At 39.9% G+C, this 21607-nt stretch carries 18 protein-coding genes and 1 other RNA gene; 7 read left to right on the top strand and 12 right to left on the bottom strand.

What is annotated here, in order from left to right:
- Window positions 1–55: 55 nt before the first annotated feature.
- The 8 genes from tssG to JMY02_RS03180 form a co-directional block, all read right to left on the bottom strand.
- The gene (tssG, locus tag JMY02_RS03215; protein WP_201595102.1) at window positions 56–1066 is read right to left on the bottom strand and encodes a type VI secretion system baseplate subunit TssG; all 1011 of its coding nucleotides are present in this window, start codon (window positions 1064–1066) and stop codon (window positions 56–58) included.
- The gene (tssF, locus tag JMY02_RS03210; RefSeq protein WP_201595100.1) at window positions 1030–2853 is read right to left on the bottom strand and encodes a type VI secretion system baseplate subunit TssF; all 1824 of its coding nucleotides are present in this window, start codon (window positions 2851–2853) and stop codon (window positions 1030–1032) included. Before tssF ends, tssG begins: the two co-directional genes overlap by 37 nt.
- Window positions 2854–2898: 45 nt before the next feature.
- Window positions 2899–3378: a type VI secretion system baseplate subunit TssE gene (gene tssE / locus JMY02_RS03205; RefSeq protein ID WP_201595098.1), complete on the bottom strand. Its 480-nt coding sequence runs from the start codon at window positions 3376–3378 to the stop codon at window positions 2899–2901.
- A gap of 99 nt (window positions 3379–3477) precedes the next feature.
- Entirely contained in the window at window positions 3478–3981 is a 504-nt protein-coding gene (locus JMY02_RS03200) for an Hcp family type VI secretion system effector (RefSeq protein ID WP_010199975.1), read from the bottom strand.
- A gap of 48 nt (window positions 3982–4029) precedes the next feature.
- Complete coding sequence (gene tssC, locus JMY02_RS03195; protein ID WP_201595096.1) at window positions 4030–5520, bottom strand: type VI secretion system contractile sheath large subunit; 1491 nt, start codon at window positions 5518–5520, stop codon at window positions 4030–4032.
- Between the two features lie 3 nt (window positions 5521–5523).
- Window positions 5524–6036 carry a type VI secretion system contractile sheath small subunit gene (gene tssB / locus JMY02_RS03190; protein WP_201595094.1) on the bottom strand — a complete coding sequence of 171 codons (513 nt, stop codon included), beginning with the start codon at window positions 6034–6036 and terminating at the stop codon, window positions 5524–5526.
- A 27-nt stretch (window positions 6037–6063) separates the two neighbouring features.
- Window positions 6064–6852: a tetratricopeptide repeat protein gene (locus JMY02_RS03185; protein ID WP_201595092.1), complete on the bottom strand. Its 789-nt coding sequence runs from the start codon at window positions 6850–6852 to the stop codon at window positions 6064–6066.
- Between the two features lie 19 nt (window positions 6853–6871).
- Window positions 6872–7336 carry a hypothetical protein gene (locus JMY02_RS03180; protein ID WP_201595090.1) on the bottom strand — a complete coding sequence of 155 codons (465 nt, stop codon included), beginning with the start codon at window positions 7334–7336 and terminating at the stop codon, window positions 6872–6874.
- 212 nt (window positions 7337–7548) lie between these two features.
- Here JMY02_RS03180 and JMY02_RS03175 point away from each other — a divergent pair, with 212 nt between their 5' ends.
- The 4 genes from JMY02_RS03175 to JMY02_RS03160 are packed head-to-tail and all read left to right on the top strand — an operon-like array spanning window position 7549 to window position 14108.
- Window positions 7549–10482, top strand: coding sequence for a DUF2345 domain-containing protein (locus JMY02_RS03175; protein WP_227678399.1), 2934 nt, complete (start codon window positions 7549–7551; stop codon window positions 10480–10482).
- Window positions 10463–11014 carry a hypothetical protein gene (locus tag JMY02_RS03170; protein WP_201595086.1) on the top strand — a complete coding sequence of 184 codons (552 nt, stop codon included), beginning with the start codon at window positions 10463–10465 and terminating at the stop codon, window positions 11012–11014. The genes JMY02_RS03175 and JMY02_RS03170 overlap by 20 nt, the downstream gene beginning before the upstream one ends.
- Entirely contained in the window at window positions 11011–13323 is a 2313-nt protein-coding gene (locus JMY02_RS03165) for a glycoside hydrolase family 73 protein (protein ID WP_227678398.1), read from the top strand. Before JMY02_RS03170 ends, JMY02_RS03165 begins: the two co-directional genes overlap by 4 nt.
- Window positions 13324–13340: 17 nt before the next feature.
- Window positions 13341–14108 carry a hypothetical protein gene (locus tag JMY02_RS03160; protein WP_201595082.1) on the top strand — a complete coding sequence of 256 codons (768 nt, stop codon included), beginning with the start codon at window positions 13341–13343 and terminating at the stop codon, window positions 14106–14108.
- 923 nt (window positions 14109–15031) lie between these two features.
- Here JMY02_RS03160 and JMY02_RS03155 read toward each other — a convergent pair.
- Together JMY02_RS03155 and JMY02_RS03150 are read right to left on the bottom strand one after the other, a co-directional pair.
- Window positions 15032–15409: a transposase gene (locus JMY02_RS03155; protein ID WP_201595080.1), complete on the bottom strand. Its 378-nt coding sequence runs from the start codon at window positions 15407–15409 to the stop codon at window positions 15032–15034.
- Between the two features lie 13 nt (window positions 15410–15422).
- Window positions 15423–15776, bottom strand: a complete 354-nt coding sequence (locus JMY02_RS03150; RefSeq protein ID WP_201595078.1) for an IS630 transposase-related protein — start codon at window positions 15774–15776, stop codon at window positions 15423–15425.
- Between the two features lie 473 nt (window positions 15777–16249).
- Here JMY02_RS03150 and JMY02_RS03145 point away from each other — a divergent pair, with 473 nt between their 5' ends.
- A complete protein-coding gene (locus JMY02_RS03145; RefSeq protein WP_227678397.1) occupies window positions 16250–17572 on the top strand; it encodes a hypothetical protein in 1323 nt (440 codons plus the stop codon).
- Window positions 17573–17810: 238 nt separating this feature from the next.
- Here the strand turns inward: JMY02_RS03145 and ssrA are convergent.
- Both ssrA and JMY02_RS03135 read right to left on the bottom strand, forming a co-directional pair.
- Window positions 17811–18169, bottom strand: a transfer-messenger RNA (tmRNA) gene (gene ssrA, locus JMY02_RS03140).
- Window positions 18170–18254: 85 nt separating this feature from the next.
- On the bottom strand, window positions 18255–18926 hold the full coding sequence (locus tag JMY02_RS03135) for an alpha/beta hydrolase (protein ID WP_201595074.1): 672 nt from the start codon (window positions 18924–18926) through the stop codon (window positions 18255–18257).
- A 164-nt stretch (window positions 18927–19090) separates the two neighbouring features.
- Here JMY02_RS03135 and JMY02_RS03130 point away from each other — a divergent pair, with 164 nt between their 5' ends.
- Together JMY02_RS03130 and JMY02_RS03125 are read left to right on the top strand one after the other, a co-directional pair.
- Window positions 19091–20446, top strand: coding sequence for a glycerophosphodiester phosphodiesterase family protein (locus JMY02_RS03130; RefSeq protein WP_201595072.1), 1356 nt, complete (start codon window positions 19091–19093; stop codon window positions 20444–20446).
- A gap of 343 nt (window positions 20447–20789) precedes the next feature.
- Window positions 20790–21581, top strand: a complete 792-nt coding sequence (locus JMY02_RS03125) for a response regulator (protein ID WP_227678396.1) — start codon at window positions 20790–20792, stop codon at window positions 21579–21581.
- Window positions 21582–21607 lie beyond the last annotated feature (26 nt).

Here is a 21607-nt window from a genome sequence, read left to right as displayed (position 1 = left end):
TGGCATTCTTATTAAACTCAAAATTATTTATAAGCTTTACATATAAAATGTTGTGCTACTGAATAGGAAGCGCATAACGGGTGTCATCATGATTCGCAGTAGCGGGTTGCGACACCAAAAACCCACCTTGCCCCAAACCGCCAAAATTACTTTCAGACAATGACAAAGGGGTAATATATTGCTTATCCAGCTCCAGCTGCATCTCGACTGCCAAGCACACACCGCACCATTTACGAATGAAATCAATGATGACTTGATACATATCCCCTTTGGGCAACAACCTAAGATAACGTTTGGCATCCAACTGGTGAAATACGATTCTAATTTTGCTATCGAACTGTACGGCACGCGCGCCACAAAATGCGGAGACTCCAAGTACTGCATGCTGTCCACCAAGCGCTGTTTGCTCAGATGCCGGTAAATCAAACCATTCAGGCACAAACTGCTGAACACTCACCATACTGTCCAAAAAATGTGACAATACATGCGACAATTGATCTGCGGTCAGACGCCCTGGTGCAATCATGCCAGCATAAGCAATCAAGCTATCGATTGCCGTTAGCTTTTTAGGCTGCCGCGCCAGCGCTCGCAAGCTAAGCAGGTAGCTGTCCTTTTTATGGTTTAACTCATACTGTAATGGCAGGTTATAAAACCAGCTTGCCTGCACATACAAATCTGTCAAACGATGATTAAATAAATCTAAAAATGCCGGTGCCGCTTTATCTTTTGAGTGGTGAACTCGCGATGCCAGATAATCGGTATACATCGCGGGCAAAGCAGACAGTGGCCCTGTCAGTCCAATTACGGCTGGATAAACTTCTATTTGTCTGACTTTCACCTGACTAGCATTGTCGTCCATATTATCTTGGGCAATGAGCGCCATCGACTCAATTTCCGCTTGCGGATAAGCCAATGACAAAGAGGCACGGTAACGCACCTCAATAGCCGCATGCCCCATGCTAACTTCATGCTGAATTAAGCGTAGCGCTTGCAATAGCTCATAGGCTTGCGGCGCCGCGATGAGATCGGTTAAATAAGAGGACTGAGACCACTGCGTGGCTGACATCTATATATCTCCTCTTTGGTTACTGCATCGCTGATGGCAACCTCAACAAAGCTATTTAAGCTGGCGTGATAGCCAAAAACGTGAGCCAATAAATAGGCAAACTGGCGAATACTGACCCCCGCAAAATTCTTTTGGTTAATATGAATATCAATCACCGTACCACGCACGAACCCAGGTTGCGGTAAGCGCTGGATACGGCGCGCCTCAATACTGGTCGCCACAGAAATAATCCCTTCAACCAGTAGTTTGTTAGAAGCAGATTGCGTAATGTCATATAGCGACAAATACTCTTTCATGAGTTCAGCGTCTTGGGCGGCAAGTGATAAAAAATTCAGGCTAATCAGTGAGATCAAGCGCCAGCGCTCTTCACCTGTGTATTCAAACCGTGCCGTTCTGGTTGGCTGTTTTAACAGTGACAGACTACTAAAACCCGTCATTCCTTCACTAAACAGATCACCGCGACTTTGACCAAATACTACTTGGGCAGGCAAGTCTCTATTGGTACACAACAAAGAAGCGCTCATGCTCACCGAACCTGATAAGTCTTCACGGTTTTTTTCTACAAACATAATCTGATATTCGAAACCCTGCTTAAACTCAGCCATATCCCTATCACGTTTGACATGATAATAACGACCCTCATCTTGCTGCTCATAGTGATTGAGGGCATAAAACGGATGATACTCACGCTGTAACAAACGACTGTCGCTTTGTTTGGACTCTATGACTTTTTGAACTTCATAGATTTCATATTGAAAAAGCGCACGGGTATCGGGCACCAAATCATAATAGATAGAACGATGGGTCACTTGAATCGGCTTGGCTGCGGCCTTGAATAGGTTTATGACAGGCGTACAAAAAAGCTTGATACTGCTGGCACTCAGTTGCTGCAAATTTTTAAGACGGATGGTATTTTTTTTATCAAATTTAAAATAGCAGCGAATCTCAAAACCACTACTATCAATTTTTAAATCAGGGCAAGCATGCCCAAGATTCAGGCGTAGAAAGTTAAATTTCTCTGGAAAATAAAAGTATTCTTTTAATAAAGCAGAGGCAGCGTTGCTCACTCGATGGCTAGGGAGGATTTGCTGCTCAGGGTCAAAGCCTATAATCTCAAACGGACTACCCGCTACCTTATTGACTTGTCTGCCATGAACATGAGTTTGCCTAATATCACAGCCCAACAAATCCCATAGACTGGTACCTTGACTGGCATCTTCATCTATATACAGATCTAACGGATGATTCAATAATGCCTGATAATCAAAGCTGGGATTAAGACCTTTGACCTTAATGCTAATACAGCCGTTGAGCAGTCCATGCTGATTGTCGTATACTTCTTGACGTGTCTCAAAGCTGACGCTATCTATCTGTAGCGGTAGCAAAGTAACGTCTTGGGTTGATTGGAATTGGCAAGGCGTACCATTTATTTTTTGGGTGGCAAACGTACTTTGCTTAGGGACTAAGACGGCCTTACTCATCGCATTGCCCTGTACGCCCAAATTAAACTGGGCGATAGAGACAGAGGGAAAAGGTTTGAGATAATCGGGATAAACCACTTCCAATAAAGACTCTGTAAAATCGGCGTATGAATCGTCTAGTTTTTTATTAATACGTGCACTAATCAGCGAAAAAGCCTGTATCAACCGCTCAATATGTGGATCGTCTACGGTATCGTGTCCCATCAATAGTCGGTTGGCTATCTTTGGATATTTTTTGGCAAACTCTTTTGACTGTTTATTAAACAGGCTAAGCTCATGCTCAAAATAAGGAAGTAGACTATCCATGATGCCTCAATATAGTTATCGCTATCGATTGAGCAGCGATATTGGTTATTTTATTAAGTAACGTTGAGAGCTTGGCTCAAAGAACGCATCGAAACTGACCAGTTCTTGGGCTGGGTAAACCTTTAGCAAAGCTTCAATAGAGAAACAAAGCTGATTGACATCAACGGCGCCAATATCTAGCGATACTCGAACGTTTTTTAACCGTGTGTCTTGTTGTTCAACGGTTTGGGCAATTTGTTGGCAAATATAGTCACAGTCAGTAGGGTTGGCACTGCTGAGTCCCACAAAGTCCAATATGCCAAAATTCAATATTGATGAGCGTACATGTTGGTAGGACTGCAACTTATTAGACACCACACAGCGCGTGTTTAACAAAGACTCTAAATCTTGTGCGACCGAAGATTTTAATTCGTCAATATTGAGACGACGCACCACGAGTTCCTGTGCTAAATGACGAGGCTGATCATCGAATAGCTGTTCGAATAAGTTCGGGCGAAAACCCATGTCTTTGGCAGCGTAGTTCATTGATAAAATCATGCCCATTTAATAAAGTAAAAAAGAAAGGCCTAGCTACAAACCTTTCTTTCTTGGTTCAATGAATAAAGAACACCTGAAATCACTACCTTAGGCGGTATAAGTGGCAGTGTTGTTGGCGAGCGACCACTTTTTAGTGACAGCGCCTTTAGCAGTACCATCGATGTCTTGCTGCGTATAAGTCCACTCAACGGCAGCATATTTGATGCCGACTTTTTCGATTGGTACGCCTTCTGAACGTACAGTAGGCTCAACACTAGCGATAAGCGCATGTTTAAGTTTTATTTCAAGATATTTAACACGCTTATCACCATTGGCACGATAAAAATCAATTTGGATCTCATCAAAAGTATAGCCAGCAGAACACGCTTCCCATAATTTAGGGCTAGTAGAATCCAAGTCTTTCATAAACGTCATGTCAGCATGTTCACAACGCTCAGAAGTATGACCGCCCACGCTACTTGCTGTCGCTGACTTTGGCTGACGGATCAAATGATCCCATGTATTTACTTCAAGCCAACCTTTATGCTCGCTATCACGAGACTCTCCATCGATTTTGTATTTACCGCGGAACTGAATATAAATATCTTTCATATCACATACCTTATTTTAGAAGGATTAACATTGGATTTTAAGAAACGATCAGCTGTTGCTAGACTGCGGCAGTTGAGTGACCAGCCGCAAAGAAACAGACAACTCATCAAGTTGAAAGTGTGGTCTTAAAAAGACCACTGACTTGTAGACACCAGGCTTACCTGGTACTTCTACAACTTGTACAGAAGCTTCGCGCAGTGGGTATTGGGCTTTTGCTTCTTGTGAGGCTCCATCATCTAGCAAGACGTAACGAGAAATCCAGTCATTCAAAAACGACTCAACATTACCCGGCGCTAAGAAACTACCAACCTTATCGCGCATCATTGCTTTTAGATAATGGGCGATACGTGACACGGCCATAATATATTGGAGCTGAGTAGACAGCACAGCATTGGCATTGGCATCATCGTTCTGATACGTTTTGGCTTTTTGAACGGACTGGGCGCCAAAGAAAGCCGCATAATTGGTGTTTTTGCAATGGACTAGTGGGATGAAGCCTAAATCGCTTAATTCTTTTTCGCGGCGATCGGTAATAGATATCTCCGTTGGACACTTGAGCGCCAAGTCTCCTTCATCTGTCTTAAAGGTATGAACAGGCAAACCTTCTACCAAGCCGCCCCCTTCAACACCACGAATAGCAGCACACCAACGATAATCAGAGAAAGCTGAAGTCAAACGTGAAGCAAAGGCATAAGCAGCGTTTACCCATAGATAGTCACTATGATCATTACCAGAGACTTCCTCAGTGAAGTTAAAGCCTTCAACCACGGTTCCGTCTTTAGGGTTATAAGGCAGTCGACCTAAGAAACTAGGCACCGTAAGCGCAACATAGCGGGCGTCTTCTGACTGTCTAAATGCACGCCAGCGTATATACTCAGCCGTTTCAAAGATTTTTGAAAGATCCCGAGGACGACCGATGTCAGTAAATGAATCAAGCCCAAACATCTCAGCGGAGGCCGCTGATACAAAAGGTGCATGAGAAGCAGCAGCAACATGAGACAATTGCTCAAGTAGATACATATCAGAGTTTTGACGGGTAAATTCAAAATCACCAACGATAGCCGCATATGGCTCACCACCGAAGCTACCAAACTCTTCTTCGTAGATTTTTTTGAACAATGTGCTTTGATCGAAATCAATTGAAGATTGAAAATCTTTGGTAAGCTCACGTTTGGTAGTATTCATCATGCGTATTTTTAGCATGGATTCCGATGGCGTTTGACTGCATAGATAGTGTAGACCGCGCCAACTAGATTCTAATTTCTGAAATTCAGGAGCATGCATAACTGTGGTCAACTGCTTAGATATCAGGGCATCAATCTGTGCAATACGCGCGTCAATCGATGCAGCCAAATTATCTGATAACGTCACTGTCCCTTGCATCACTTCATTCGCCAGCTCAGCGATTTGTGATTTTGCTCGATTCTTTTCATCATCGGACTTAGCCACGTTGCTTTTATTAACGATTTCTTCTAGTAAGTCATAGCTTTCACTATTTAACGAATCAGTTGCTAGGTTCTGCTGGGCTTGGGCACTCATCGTTTAATCCTCACCATCAGTTTGGTTTTGTTCTGCCATTTTTTTGACCTGCTCTGTGTTTTTGAGCACATCGTCCAATAAGTCTTCAAGCTTTTCATTGGCTGAGATTTTATTGCGTAAATCCGCCAAACGATCGCGTGCTTGTACCAATTGTTTTAGTGGTTCAATCTGTTCAGCAACAGCTTCGGGACGAAAATCATTGATACTATTGAACGCAAGATCAACCGCAAATTCCCCACCTTTATCGCTCAAATCATTTCTAACACGGAAGGCGGCACGCGGTGCTAAGCCTGACATCACCTCGTCAAAGGTATCCAAATCTACTTCGACAAACTTTTTGTCTTTAAAGCGCGGTTGTTCAAGGGTGGAATCTCCTGAAAACTCTCCCAACACACCAACCACGAAGGGAATTTCTTTCGTTTCAATCGAATCACCAACTTCGACGTCATAAGTAAGATGCACCCGAGGAGCACGTACCTTTGCGAGTTTCTTTTGCACACTGTCTTGATTTGCCATAATAAGTTGCCTCAGCAGTTTCTATTTTCAACGTAATATGCTGAATGGATCAGCGGATTTGGCGTTGCTGTTTCTGGGGGATGATGGTTTAGCTGGTTTATTGACGGGCTTTGTTTTCGGTATTTGCCGTGACGGTCGCTTTACAGTTGCTTTTCTTTTAGTCGGGCTAGCTTGTTTTTTTACCGAGGAACGATATTGAACTTTTGGCCTACTTGTTGTTTTAGCCCTTCTCGGTTTTACAACAGGCGATGGTGGTTTCGGCAAAGACTCATCGTAATTAAATCCGTAGATATCACCATATATCTTACTTAGGGCATACTGATATTCTTTTAAAAATGCCGCATCAACCTCGTCTGTCAAATAGCCTGATTGCAACTGGCTTTGAGAGACCATAGCACTACTATTTAGCAGTATCTTGTTTAGCTTATCATTGTTTTGACCTCGATCAATTGCTTCACTGGCTGCGTATACAGCATAACTATGATAGCCATGGTTATAGTAAATCTGCGCCAAAACTTCCCATGCTAGTGAGTCATTTTGATTGAGAGCTAGCCTCTGATTCAAGTCTGTAACAAACTGATGCAGTTGTGGGGATTTTGCATCAGCATTTTTGAGTGTATTGAATTGATTAATGATGCTAGCACTTGGATCTTTTTCTTGTATGACAAGCTCACTATGCGCTGTACTCATCGCTGCGACCATAACGAAAAGACCCGCCAAAACAGTTTTAGGTAGCTGAAAACTGGCTCTGATATTGCTTTTAATATTGGTCATCGTAAATCGGCGCTCGCCATTATTAGTATGAGATAAATGCATCTGTCTGCTCAAAATTGTTTTAATTGGACGTATTAACTAACGTTGTAATACTAGTCAACGTTTCCTTAAATGTCGCCTTAACACCGTTATCCATCAATGCATCGTTGTGATAAACATCAATATTGCTCTCCATTACTTTGACAGCTGAGAGCATGGCAATCTGACGCGCATCAACCCTTTCATTGTCAATGCTCAAAGCTTCATTTGCTGCTCTTAATGCTCGTGCATAACGCTTTGAGTCGTAGTTTTTTTGGGCGATGGTTATCCACGTTTCAAGATTGTGTGGATTGGTATTATCTGTCTCATTAGCATTAGACAAATATGCAATCGACGGCTCACTCAACTGTCTGACTGTTGCCTGACTTAGTGTGTTTTGCTTATTTTCTTTGGTGATCGCGCTACAACCAGCTATCAATAAGGCTGTATTAAGCATAACTATTAGCAGGCCTGATGAGGCAAGATTGATGCGATAAATATGGTTCATGGGTATAGTGTCATCACTAAAAATGTAAAAACTGAATGTTAGATGAAAAATATTAACTAAAGTTCGTTTTATATCATAAATTATTTTTAACGATTATACATATACTTGACAATATTTCAATAAACTCTATAATTTTCTTAGTAAATAATTTACAAGTCATCCCATTCAAGCCATTTCTTTGGTATAAAACAAGCTGTAACGGTACCTAAATTATGCCTTATCAGACCACCCGTCTACATAAAATAACCGTTAATACCAAGTATTTAGGCAAAAGTACCTTTTATCCAGTTGCATTTTTTGGAACAAGTGCTGTTAATAAAACTGAAAATTTTAATATACTAGTGTTTGCTTATATTTTAATTGAATCGAACGATTGTTTGTCTTTAATTGGCTCGCCTATATGTTTGAGCACGCTATCAGTTGATCGTACTCCTACCTGTCATAACGGGCTGATACGAGGCATAAGCTATCAGCATTCAGATGGGGCTATGCACTTCTATACCTTGGATATCGCTAGTCCCGACTGGCAACTGACTCAGGCTGTAAATACTCGCAGTTTTATCAATCAATCTGCGCTTGATATCGTTACTACTATCCTTGGCGACTATGATCTGAAATGGCAGGTTTCTGAAACTCTATTGTCATCAGATCGCTTGTCTGTATCATTACCGATGCGGACTCAGTCAGATGTCAGTGACTATGACTTTATCACTGGACTGCTCGCTGATATTGGGGTATCTACCTTGTGGGTATCAGGTGATTCTATTGATGATCTTGGCACGTGGTGGCTGATTAGTGGTTTGAATGAAACCGAACTAGCACCACTAAACTACAGCTACGCACAATCTTCGGTGCAGTCAGGTCAAGACAGTGTCAATACGCTACAAATGAATGCGAAGCAATTCGGTAGTCGTACAGTCATCGTACGGGCAGACGGTTTAGCCGCTGATACCATCTATGAAGGTCAAGCGATAGATGAGTCGCCCTTCGCGATAGAAGATATAACTGTATTATTCGCTGCCCCTTCTCGAGTAAACAGCGATGAGGCCGCCGCCCAGCTTGCTAAGCAATGGGCATGTGCAAATCATTGTCAGCGAGAAACCTATCAAGCCAGTGGAACCATGCGTGGTCTTATGGCTGGCAGTCTTGTCGGCATCAATAATCTACCCTCTATTGGCAGTCTATCTACTCATTGTATAGCCAAGATGACGGTTGGCATCGAACCCGATAACGATAGCGTGTCTTATCATCATCAGGTATTTATTAAAGAATGGTTAGAGCGCACTGTACAGCACACCCAACGTAATCTGACGAACATCAATGCGGCTTCTATCCCCCAACACGCCTACGACATCGCTCGTGATACGGGCATCTGGGTATCATCTACCCTATTAGATTCCTCAATTCCTTACTGTCCATATCCAAGCCATCTGTCATTGGTTAGCAGCACTTATCAAGGTCTCACCCAAGCCCGTACTGGTGTGTCCGTTCCCTCAAGCTACCACTCGAGTGTCACCGATGACAACCTACAACAAACCATCACCACTCCTGTTTGGTCAGGCATCAGTGATCATGACGATGGCACTACTTCGCCCCTACGATCATTACAACTCTCATCGGGTAGCACTCATGGTTGGCAGTTTTCCCCGCGCATCGGACAGTCTGTTCTGCTCAACCACTGGTACGGCGATATAGACAGTCCCGTTATCAGCCGCTCCCTGTATGACGGTATCGGTATGGGTGATGTGGATGAGAAAGATATTACTACTCGTGATGCTGGATTATCAAATCGACACAACGTACAAGGCGGATCATCACCTCGATGGCATGGTGGTGGCCTCGGTCATTCGCAAATCAGTGATGATGATAGCCACAGCGTCTGGCTATCAGGTATCGCTCAGTACGGGCTTAGCTCTGAGTCTGAGGTCACATTCAGCTTTGACGATACACCAAACAAAGTCGGACTCCAATGGACAGTGAATACCGAATCACATGCCAATGCTCAAAATCCGGCCAGTACAGATACCGCCACCTTCGCCCCTGATGAGCATGTATTAGAGCTTGGTGTACTGCGTCATCGCTACAGCAATCATCAATCAAATGACAGTGGTCAGGGTATCAATGTCGCAACCGACCATGGACTACAGATCAGTGGTAAGTCTGGCGTTCTACTCTCCACCTTTGGATTAAGACACTCACAGTCAGAGCATGAGTCTGCTTGGGTCAATGATGCGGGGCAGCAGCAACTTAAACTGGGCGCTGAGTTAAATGGGACGTTTATTGAGGCCAAACAAGCTCATCTGCAATCTACGCGAGCACTCAGTAGCACCAATCAATCGATAGTGGCTTTTAAGATCACAGCCCAAGTGATAGATGAGACACTCAATACGGAAGTGTTGGGTGCACCCGATGTGCTACTGGTAAGTAAAGACAGTATTCTCGCTTCAGGAACCAACACACTATGGACGGCAAAGACTATCGTACGGCAATCAGCCAGCACGCAGTCGGATGTGATAGCGGGTAACTTTGCTCTGATGGCAGACAGCATTGAGTCGTTAGCTGGGGTTGGTGGTCAGGCCGATCAGTCAGGACTACATATCAGTGCGAACAGAGAACCACTCGCGATACAAGCGCAAGGTGGTGAGCTGCAATTGCATAGTCAACAAGGTATGACAATTGGCAGTGAGTCGGGACAGGTGAATGTGTCGAGTCCTAAGCGAATTAAGCTACAAACGTCAGGTGGGGCTTCGATTACGATAGATGACAGCGGGATTAAGCTTGTGTGCCCAGGGACGATTAAGATTAAGGCGGTGAAGAAAGCGTTGGTGGGTGGAGGTAAAGTTAACGCGCCATTGATTTCTTTGGTTAAGTCTGGGTTATTCAGTAAAGCTTTTGATTTAAAAAAACTTATCCCTCAAGATTTAATAGACCAAGGTATTAGCTATAAGATTATTAATCATACAAGAGGTACAGAGATCGAGGGACAGCTTGATGAAGAGGGTCAGACATTAAGAGTGTTTGGGGATAAAGCTGAGAAAGTTGAGTTAGAGCTTGATGCGGTTAATATTAGAGAGATAAATATTGATGATTTAGATCTTGACGAAAATTTTGGAGATAGATACGAAGATGAAGACTGTGGTTGCTAACTTTAAACTAAATTTTCAGAGTTGCTCAATATTAATTGCTGCACTCATTCTATTCGGATGCAATGTTCGAAATCCTGCTCCTAACCTAGAAATGAAAAATGAAAAATCGTTGGAAGTAAATTCAGAATGTCAGTTTAAATCTGTTTTTGACGATAGCATACCAGGGCGGATAAGTTATTTTAACCATATGGGAAAAATGGTTAAGTTTGAACCTGATCCTGATCATTTTTGGCAATCTATTGTTGTAGGTTGCTTAAATACCAATGAAGGTTTAATTATTATAGGATTAGACCGAAATCATCCTGCAGAGTCAGTTGCACAAATGACTTTATCTACTTATTTATATAAAAATAATGATTTCATTTCAAAGAAATACTTGAATCAAGCTTGGAGCTGTATGCCTGATCATTCAAAGGGTAATTTTTTAAATACATCTAATTCAACTATAAATATTAAGTGTAAAGATAAAAAAGAAGATAATGAAAACATAACTTCATCTTTCGATCAAAAATTTAGTGTAAACATACTATGAGTTATACTTACGAAGATAAATTAAATTTTATCGTTGACATTTACTGTCCTATTAGAAAAGTTTCATTCGAGACAGGAATGTCTTGGAAAACTATGTTAGCACAGGCAGCTCAAGAGACAGGATGGGGTGAAAAAGTCTTATCCGGTACTAATAATATTTTTAATATCAAACTCGATAGTAAGTGGAAAGGGAGAACTAAGACTTTCAGAGTATGGGAGGGGAAAAAAAGTAGTGGTAGATACGAGAACTCTAAGTTTCCTGTTTTTGACTCGCTAGAAGAAGCTATCTACGACAGAGTTGACTTTTTGAAAAGAAATCCTAGATACTCTAAATTATTTAGCCAAGGTATTATAGGAAATTTTGAAAAAGAAGCACAAGCTCTTGAAGATGCAGGATATGCTACACACGCAGACGAAAAGACTGGCGAGTTAATTTATGCTGAATTACTTTTAGGAGTTTTTGGTCCAACTATGAGAAAAGCTATAGCACGTGCAGAAGAAAAAGCAAACTGTGCAATCACTGCAGCTATATTTAGAAAAGGTGTAAGCGGTGAGCTATTAGCAAACACTAGGGTTCTCATAAAAACTGACAATAATGATTATATTGATAAAAAAACTAATAGCAAAGGCATCATAGAAGGAATAACCTCTAATCTCAATGGTTCAATAAATTTTAATCTTGATAATAAAGAGTTTTCATATTCAGGCACTAATAAAAGAAAATTAGCGATTGAAGTCAATATTACTAATGACAAGTTCGTGACGGAAACAGTTAAACATGTAACTAATGAAAAGGAAAATGGCAGTCAAAAAACCGAAGTTGATGGTAGTAAACAATCTAATACTAATAAAAAAGATATAGAGAGTGAAGTCGTCTTTAACATAAAACTAATCGAAGGTGACACAGGGAAACCCATACCGAATACAACCTATTACCTTGAATATAAAAACAATATTAAACCGCATAAAACTGACAATTCAGGTGTTGAATCAGGTCTAAAAGCTGATATTAACCAATCTATTGGCGTCTACCTTGACGATGACGGTGGCAAGAAACAATCTATTTATAGCATGGCATTCCCTGTCACGGGAGACTTAAATGGACAGACCAAAGTATTAAAGGTTCCTGTCGTTACGCTGCAACTGAAATTTGTTGATAAAAGTAAAAAACCTATATCTAACTATCAATTTAAAACCGTTTATCGCGGTCGAACTTCTGAAACCAAAAAAGCGAATGCTAGAGGCATAGCCACTGTAAAAGCACTGGCGGGACAGGAACTAAAGATCATTCATGTAGCAGCAAATAAATTTACGAGAAATATTGTCACTGACGGTGCAACTGAATGGACATACAGTACTGACAAGCTAATTGAAGATTCTAGTACTACTAGTAATGTACCCTCTAGTTCACCCTCTTCCTCGCAAAAACCGAATAATATAAGTGCTACTGACAAAGGTAACGTTATACGCAATGATAAAATAACTCCAACAGGGCCAACACATGAGGTCACAACAGATAAAGCAAGAATTACCATTAAGTTTTTAGATGAAGCCACGAATAAACCATTATCAGGGCTTTCATATTGGACTCAATCTACTCTATATGGCAAAAACCTTTCAGTAACGGGTAATGACGGTACAAGAGGAAGAACGCATGACTCAGATGTGGGTGTCAGTATTGCAGTGTTAGTTAATGAAAATGGCAAAGAAATTAAAAAAGGTACTATTATCGCTAACAATGATAAAAACAGTGTTGCTTATATTTATAAGGCCAAGAAGCCTAAAATATCAAATATTGAGATTAAATTTAAGACACAGAGAACCAATGTTGTTACTGAAAAATCTAAAAATATTCTGCGTGAACTTGCTTCTCAATATGGAATGAAAACAATATATATAACGAGCACATTAAGAACCCCTGAAGAACAAGCTAGTGCAATGTACAATAATATTGCTGCTGGTAAAGTGATTGGATATGCTCCACCAGGAGCAGAAGTAACTCGTATCTGCCAAAGCGGTATAAAAAAAGGATTGGGCAAAAGTCAAACCCTTAAAAATATGGTATCTAAGATTTTAGAATACGATAAAAAAGGTCAGAGAGTATCGAAGCATTGTGTTAGTTTCGATACTTATGCTAAAAAGAATATCATTGATTTGGGTGTTAATAGTAATGGATTTACTACTAATGCGCAAAAGAAAAGATTTCAAGAAATCTGTGATGCAGCTCTTAAACAGGGTAAGCTTTCAAGTTTTATATCTCCTTTAAGAGACAAAGCTGAACCAGCTTTTCATCTCGAAATACCTCAATAGATAAGAAGCTATATTTTATGAAAAAAACCCTACTCTTATTGGTTATTTTAGCTGTACAAGCTTGTGGCGACACCACTGTTCAGCTTCCTACAGATGATGTCCATAATGGCAATGGCATAAACTTAAAGTTAGAAACAAATACTGTTCGATCATCCTCAGATATCGACACAGGCATAGACGCAGGCATAGACGCAGATACAGGTATTCCAACAGGTATTTACTTTTCTAATAAGAAATGTAGTTCAGACAAAACTTGCAAAAGTTTTAATCCTGAAAAAATTGATGGGAAATATTTTCTATCTAAAAATCAGGATTCAAACGAAGCTACGTACTACTTATTAGTTAAGGATAATACTTACTACCTTTATAGTTTACAGTTTCTAGATGAAGACTACAGAGCAGTTGGATCTTGGTCACAAATGAAAGAAATCAACGCAGCAGACTTAACTTTTGAAATCGAATCTATTAAGCAAGTCATGGGTTCAGACTATATGGGAAGTTACGACAATGCTAATATAAACAATAAACTTAATACTTTAGCTAATCAGTCTGGTTTGCTAGAAATAGGTAGCCTATTAGAGGGTAACCAAATACCTACTCATGAAAATATCAAATTTATACGCACAAATGGTGGTTACAAGGTCGATTGCGAAAATTATATAAAAAAATATGAAGAAGTAGCTGACGAATTTTTTGAAAAAAATATGGCTGTAGGCTTTCACTTTTACTATGAATGTTCTAGTGAAAACGTTATATATTTTCAAGATGTAAGTCAATTAAAATAGATATTGTATCTATTCCTATTTGTAATATTAAATACTAACATTCATTCTGTTAGCCATAATTTTATGTAAACTATAATTTCTAAAAAACGCGCAAAATAAAGGATTAACAGTCATAGGCTGTTAATCCTTTATTATTTTTTGGTGGAGATGAAAAAAAACCTGATTATCCATATTTTGAACTACATCCAAATGGTCAAAATCGGCGAAGCTTGAAACCTCAATTAATAAAATTAGATATTAAAACTATTAACTAGAGTTAATAAAATATGGAAACAAAATAAAAATTAACAGCTTTATTTGCAATTGCTTTTTTAGGATCTGCATTTGCAAACTTTAGTACTTATTCTAAAAATCTAACTGATAGGGTAATAAATCAGTTCGTTTTTGGTGTTAAAATAGATATAGACTCTCATTCTATGAAAAAATTAAATGATAGATTTGAAGCTTCTCCTGATGATGGATCCACTTTTAACCAAACTATTGAAATATTTAAACTAAACAATGAATAATGCCTTTCATTAGTTACATTATATAGTGAGTCTGGTTTTGGAGGATACGAAGATCTGCTAGTTTTTAAAAAAAGATAATAGTAGATCTTGAAAGAAATTTATTTTTTTCGACAGAAAATAAAATTTTTACTAAGGATAATATACATTATGACAATGTTATAGACGACTCTAGAGAAACTCAATTTAATTTAAAGAAGAATTTTGAAAGGTATAGCAAAAAATTTAACTCAAAAGTAATTTCTAATTGTAAATAATATAGTCAGTCCATACTAAAATTAGTACAACCCATATCATGGAACAGTTTGTCTAAATTATTCTCCATCCATCCTTGGCGTAGAAACTTTACCTGTGCCCATTTCTTTTCCCACTCGAGCACAGCTCTCGTCTTGCGCTCGGGCAAAGCATTGTTTTGCCTTATCCTCGCTCAGGATTTAGATCAGGGCTGTAAGGTGGTAGAAATAACAGACAATGACCATGTCTATTGAGTAATCTTTGAACGCGTTTATGAAAGCTGGCATTATCCATGACGATCACGCATGATGTTTTTAAGCTTGGAATTAGTGTGTATTTGCACCAATCGTAGAATATGTCACCATTGATATTTTTATCAAAGTAATTTAGTGCAAACAGTATCTTTTCATAGAGAGCACCAATGACGTTGGTTCGTTTTTTGCCTTGCCAGTTGTAACGGTTGATACAAGGCTTACCTATCGGTACATAGCCATAGGGTCTGATGATGTCGCACTCAAAGCCACTTTCGTCCATGTAAATAATGGGGTAGCCTTGCTGCATGAAACTATTAAGCTTACTCTGATATATTGCTCTTTTTATCGGACAGGATTTTGGATGCTCTAAGCTCTTTTTTTTGACTGATGCTAAGGCGTTTTAAAGCGGCCTCGATGCCTGACTTGCTACAGCCAAAACGCTTTGCTCTCTCGTACAGGTAATCGTATGGATACTGTTCAACGTCTTTTAATAGCACTTCATTAGGTATTTTACGGGGTGGTTTATTGCGAGTTAGTTTGATACTAGGATCTTTAAGCCAATTCTGTAACGTGGCCTTACTAATGTCATAAAATGTACAAGCTTGCCTGATACTAATGCCTTGTTGTTCGGCACTTTTAATCACTTGAGCACGAAAGTCTACTGAGTAAGTCATAATCTTTTTATTTTTCACTTGTTTTGAAAGGACTGTGCTACTTTTATAAAGCCCTTACTATATAGTAGCCAAAAAGCTAAGAACAAATTAAGCAAAGTTAAACACATATCAATTTCTGAAAATTCAGCCTTGAGAATGTTTGAAGAACTTATTCCAGATTATGCAGAACGAACCGTTAAAATTTACCCTCAAATAGTATACCTTCATCCAGACTGCCAAGGTTCTTTGGTTTCTTTGGTTTATAACAGAGGTTCGAGTCTCAAGAAGATAGATTCGAGAACTGAAATGATTAATATTGTAGCTCACTTGAATAAGGGCTATTTGAGTAAAATACCTAATGAGTTCAGATCAATGAAAAAATATGGAAAAACAAGTCAGGCGTTCGAGGTTTATTATCGCGTAGGGATCAAGAAGCAAGTTATTTTGAAGAAGGTCTAAAGAAACATAGTAATCATTAATTTATGAGCGATATTATGAAAATATACCAACTAATTTTAGCATCTCTCTTAGTAGTTTCGTGCTCAGATTATATAGACATCAACAAAAAACTCGCAAACGATACTGATAATCATATTAAAATCGATGACAAGAAGTCTACTATAAGTATGAATGACATTGAAAGCAATGTTAAAAATGAATATCAAATGACACAAGAACAACTGAACCTAGTTCAGTTAGAATTAAGGAAAAAAAATCCTAATAATTTTGATAAATCTTTAGAGTTACTAGAAAGTATTTGGCATCAATATATTGTAGACAAATGTGATAACGAGTTCCCCATTGATTCTTCAAGAGGTAGTATTGCTCTAACTGAAAACACACTCTGTCTAATGACAGCTACTGAACTACATACTACTGAACTTCAAAGGCTTCTGGCGTACGATTTAAATTCAACGAAAATTATAAAAGGTCAGAAATACGCAACTGCTATTTGTAGTTTTTATAAACTATCTCGTAGAGAAGAATGTTTTGAGCGCATTAAAAAAAATGAAAGAATAATTAGTAATTTAGGAGATGATCCAGAAAGCATTAGTGTTAAGAGTTCAATTTCAACATATGTTGTTAGTGTAAAAAAAGCCCATATTTACAAACAACCTAATATTAACTCTGCGACTTCTTCATATTTTATTAAAGGTGATGAAGTCGAACCTTTAATGGTTGTTGACAACTGGATCAAAGTTTCTTATTTGAAAGGCTCAAAGCAAGGTTGGTTACACCTTGGTGATCTTGAGAAGCAAAAAGATTTTGACTTTTCTTCTAATGAAATAATTGGTAGTAAGTTACAAGAAGGATTTGAAAAAATTCAACCAAATCAATCTATAATTTCTGATCAGAAGAGATATATTATAAATAAAGAAGGTGTTGGCAAAATTGTTCTTGGAGAAAAATTTACTTTAAATCGATTTGATAAACTAAGTAGTCAGTTAGAAGGTATTGATAATTGTTTTTTAACTACTTCAAACGAATATCCTAAGTACCAGCATTCACTATATTTTCAATTTTTTGATAACGTATTGACTGGCGTTAGTATTAGTAGTTTTGGTAATCCTGATGAAATATCGTTTAGATCTTATACAGGTGTAAAGATTGGTGATACTGTTGAAACTGTTCTGAAGTTACATGACAAGCAACCTGATGAAATATTGGATAGTCCACATACTGACGACCCTATATTTATCTATTGGACTGATAGCTCCAAAAAAACAGGCATGCGCTATGATACTGCAGATGGAGAAGTATCAAGTATGAGTCTTAACTATAATCCACATATTCGTTATTTTGAAGGCTGTGGTTAGGAGCTAAGTCGCCCTACCAACAACCACTCCAACCAACGGAAAACCTCGCATCTTAACTATATTGGGTTCTTCTGTTTTAAATACAAAGCTTCCAATTTTAAACAGAAATCTTTTTTAGCTAACGGAGAATCCGTAGATTGCCCTTTCTAATTTTTATCTCGATTGTATATTCATTATCAATTCTCAAAACCAAACCAAAAAAAATCCGACCACATTAAGTAATCGGATTTTTAATATTTGGTGGAGATGGCGGGAGTTGAACCCGCGTCCGCCAGCATTACGCTCATGAATCTACATGTTTAGTTTCTGTCTTTGATTTTAGTCTGCACCGATCCGACAGTCAGGATGGATTAGCCGATTCTCTACTTTTGAACCCAAGCGATTGAGACAATCCCTTGTGGCGAGCCTACATGCGGACGCTTCAACTTAGTTGACCAACTGTAGGTGATCAGCAACCAAGTAAACAGGGTTTAAGCTGCTAGAGCGTAATTTTCGTCGTTTGCGACTATAACAATATATGTTTGATTAACGAGAGGACATATACTCTCGACATGCATCATTGAGTTTCATCACCAGCGTCGAAGCCAGAACATCCCCAATAAGGTCGATTATTATATAGCACTTATATGCTGAATTTCAACCTATAAGGCAGCGGCATTACATTATGTTACAGCTCAGTTGTTTAAGCCAAAACGTTATTTAGCCATTTACCAATATTCTGAATTTGTGGCATACAGACCTGATGTGCCATCGGGTAAGTATTATATTTAACATCATATCCTTTCTCAGAAAGTAACTGATGCGCTTGCTCACCCAAAATCACAGGAACCACTGGGTCGTGAGTGCCATGTTCAATCAAAATCGGCATGTTTTTATTAGCAGCGCTATAGTCGATATTATCATTGGTTGCCAGATAAGTAGAGAGCGTCATTAATCCTGCCAAGCGCTCTGGATAGCCCAAGGCCACATGATACGCCACTGCCCCGCCCTGTGAAAATCCTGCGATGACGATGTGTTCAGGCGCGACACCCTGTTCAATCTCACGGCGAATCAAATCCTGTATTTGCTGAGAAGACTCTTCAATCTGAGCGGTATCGACTTTGCGTTCAAGACTCATCTCTAAAATGTCATACCATGCTGGCATTACCATACCGCCATTGACGGTTACTGCACGCTTAGGCGCATGCGGAAAGACAAAACGCACGGCCATATCATTAGCTAAACCGAGCTGCGGTACGACTGGCTCAAAATCATGACCACTGGCGCCCAAACCGTGAAGCCAAATGACGGCTCTATCTATCTTTTTTTGTGATGGGTTATGCTCAACAATAACAGCCTCTAAACAGTTACTCATATTTTATCCTTAATGGTTATTGATATTTGAAAAATAAATAAAGTCAAAACGCAATGTCTCTGTAGTTGTCATCATTTCTTAAACATAATTTGCTAAGTTAAGCGTGGTACTACTAACAGACAGACCTTACTTCTCATTTTGCCCTTTTTTCGAGGACAGTTTACATGACAATATTAAATAATTCAGTGGCGACGCGTTATCAAGGCGCTTGTAAAAGCAATCCAACAAAAAAACTTCTTTTACCGCTCATGCTTGTCAGCAGTGTTCTGTTAATAGCGTGCAAAGAAGATGACAACATCGTAACTACCGTACCACCTACCATGCCGCCAATCACTGAGCCGTCTCAGTCTATGATTTATACTTATGGGGTTCGTCCATTCTATCTGGTCAATGACATGGATGAGGGTGCGCTCAAGGACGAGCTTTTGGCTTGCGGAGATCAGCAGCCCAGCAAAACAGACTTTTCTATTGCTCATCGCGGGGCACCCTTACAGTTCCCTGAACATACCTATGATGGCTACATTGCCTCCGCACAGATGGGAGCAGGCATATTAGAATGTGATGTAGCATTCACCAAAGATGGTGAGCTGGTTTGCCGTCACGCACAGAATGATTTGCATACCACGACTAATATTGTAGCAACCCCGCTTGCTGGTCAGTGTACTGTACCGCCTATAATAGACGCCAATGGTATGCTTACCAATGCGGCAGATATTGAATGTCGAACCTCAGACATCAGTTTAAATAATTTTCAAACCCTCAAGGGAAAAATGGATGCCGCCAACACTCAAGCCACAACTATTAGCGGTTATATGAATGCAACCGCACCGTGGCGAACAGATTTGTATTCACAAAATGGAAAACTATTGACCTTAAAAGAACACATTGCACTTGCCAGCAGTTTGGGCATGAAGCATACCCCTGAGCTAAAAGCGCCTGCTGTACCCATGCCATTTAATGGCTATAGCTTAGATGATTATCGTCAGCAGCTGATTGATACCTATAAGGCGGCGGGTGTTGCACCTAGCGACGTATACCCGCAATCGTTTAATATCGAAGATATAGACTATTGGCTTCGCAATGAGCCAAGCTTTGGCGCCAATGCTGTGTATTTAATTGATGATAGCAATGAAACGGCGTTGGGCACCTTGTTTGATAAAAACAACCCGACCACATGGAAGCACTCCTTAGCCGATATTAAAGCACGAGGCATCAACATCATTGCTCCAGCCTCTTGGTTACTGGTCACAAGCGATGGCAATGGCAATATGTCACCTTCTGAATTTGCTATACAAGCCAAAGCTAATGGGCTGGAGATCCTCACATGGTCACTTGAGCGATCAGGCCCACTAGCAAATGGCGGGGGCTGGTACTATGATGGTCTGAATGATGCGATCAATAATGATGGCGATATGATGACCTATATTGATGTACTGGCACAAGACGTTGGCGTCAAAGGTATCTTTTCAGATTGGCCAGCACCCGTCAGTTACTATGCCAACTGCAAAGGCTTAACCTAGCAGTTATACCATCAAGATACCTATACCATCAAGATACCTATACCACCGAGAGTATATTATAGTACCTTAACCAAAAGACCGTCTTAGCAAACCTAAGAGGGTCTTTTTTAATGCTGATTCTGACAAGCTATCACTTTATAGCCGGATCATACTCGTTAGTGACAATGGGCAGCAAGACCATCTGATACCAAGCGCCACTGTACTCTGATTGTTTGGGCGTATTTACCTGTTTTGCCTCCCAATTTTTTTCATCAATTTTCCATCGTATTGGTAATTGCCATTTATCAGCTGGATTATAAACTATGCTAGGATGATCGCATACTTTAGTCACAGTGCGTTTATTATGAGTACTTGCCCCCATATTTTATTGGTAGAAGACGATCCGGCTATTGCCATGTCGTTGAAAGTTACTTGCAAGCGTGAAGGTTGGGATATTACGTGGCTAGACAATGCCAGTAGCGTGCTGCCGATGCTACACAGTAATGAAGCAAGGGATCTATCCGCGATTATTTTAGATGTGGGGTTGCCAGATGGTGACGGATTGAGTTTATGTCAACAAATACGCCATACCACTGATATTGATGCTCTAAAAGATATCCCTATTGTGTTTTTGACGGCTCGTAGTGATGAAGTCGATCGTATCTTAGGTCTAGAGATGGGCGGAGATGATTATTGTGCTAAGCCTTTCAGTCCTAGAGAGCTGGTCGCCCGTTTAAAAGCCATTTGGCGACGTGACCAATTACTTTCTCAGCCGTCAGTTATTCATACCACATCTACTGACAATACCGTTAATGATACATTTTCTAATAACCTGTCCGGTCAGGCCTTAACCTTTGACTGTCAATCTGGTATTTGGCATTACCAACCGCTGAATTATTCATTAATATGGCAAGGGCAAAAGCTTGAGCTTAGTAATACAGAGCGCAAAATTTTATTAACCTTATTGCAGGCTCCCAATCAAGTCTTTAGCCGAGAGCAACTTTTAAATGCGGTCAGTGACTATCCAGATCATCGTTTAGCGCGGACGATAGACAGCCACATCAAGTCGATTCGTAAGCAGTTGGCGACGGTCGACGCTAGCATCGATGTCATTCATACGCATCGTGGACTGGGATATGCATTATGTCCTGCTTAATATCGTTACTTGATCACTTCAAATCG

The sequence above is a fragment of the Psychrobacter vallis genome (assembly GCF_904846715.1).
Taxonomy (GTDB): domain Bacteria; phylum Pseudomonadota; class Gammaproteobacteria; order Pseudomonadales; family Moraxellaceae; genus Psychrobacter; species Psychrobacter vallis.
Note: the sequence above shows the minus strand (reverse complement) of the source record. Positions and strands in the feature narration are given on the sequence as shown.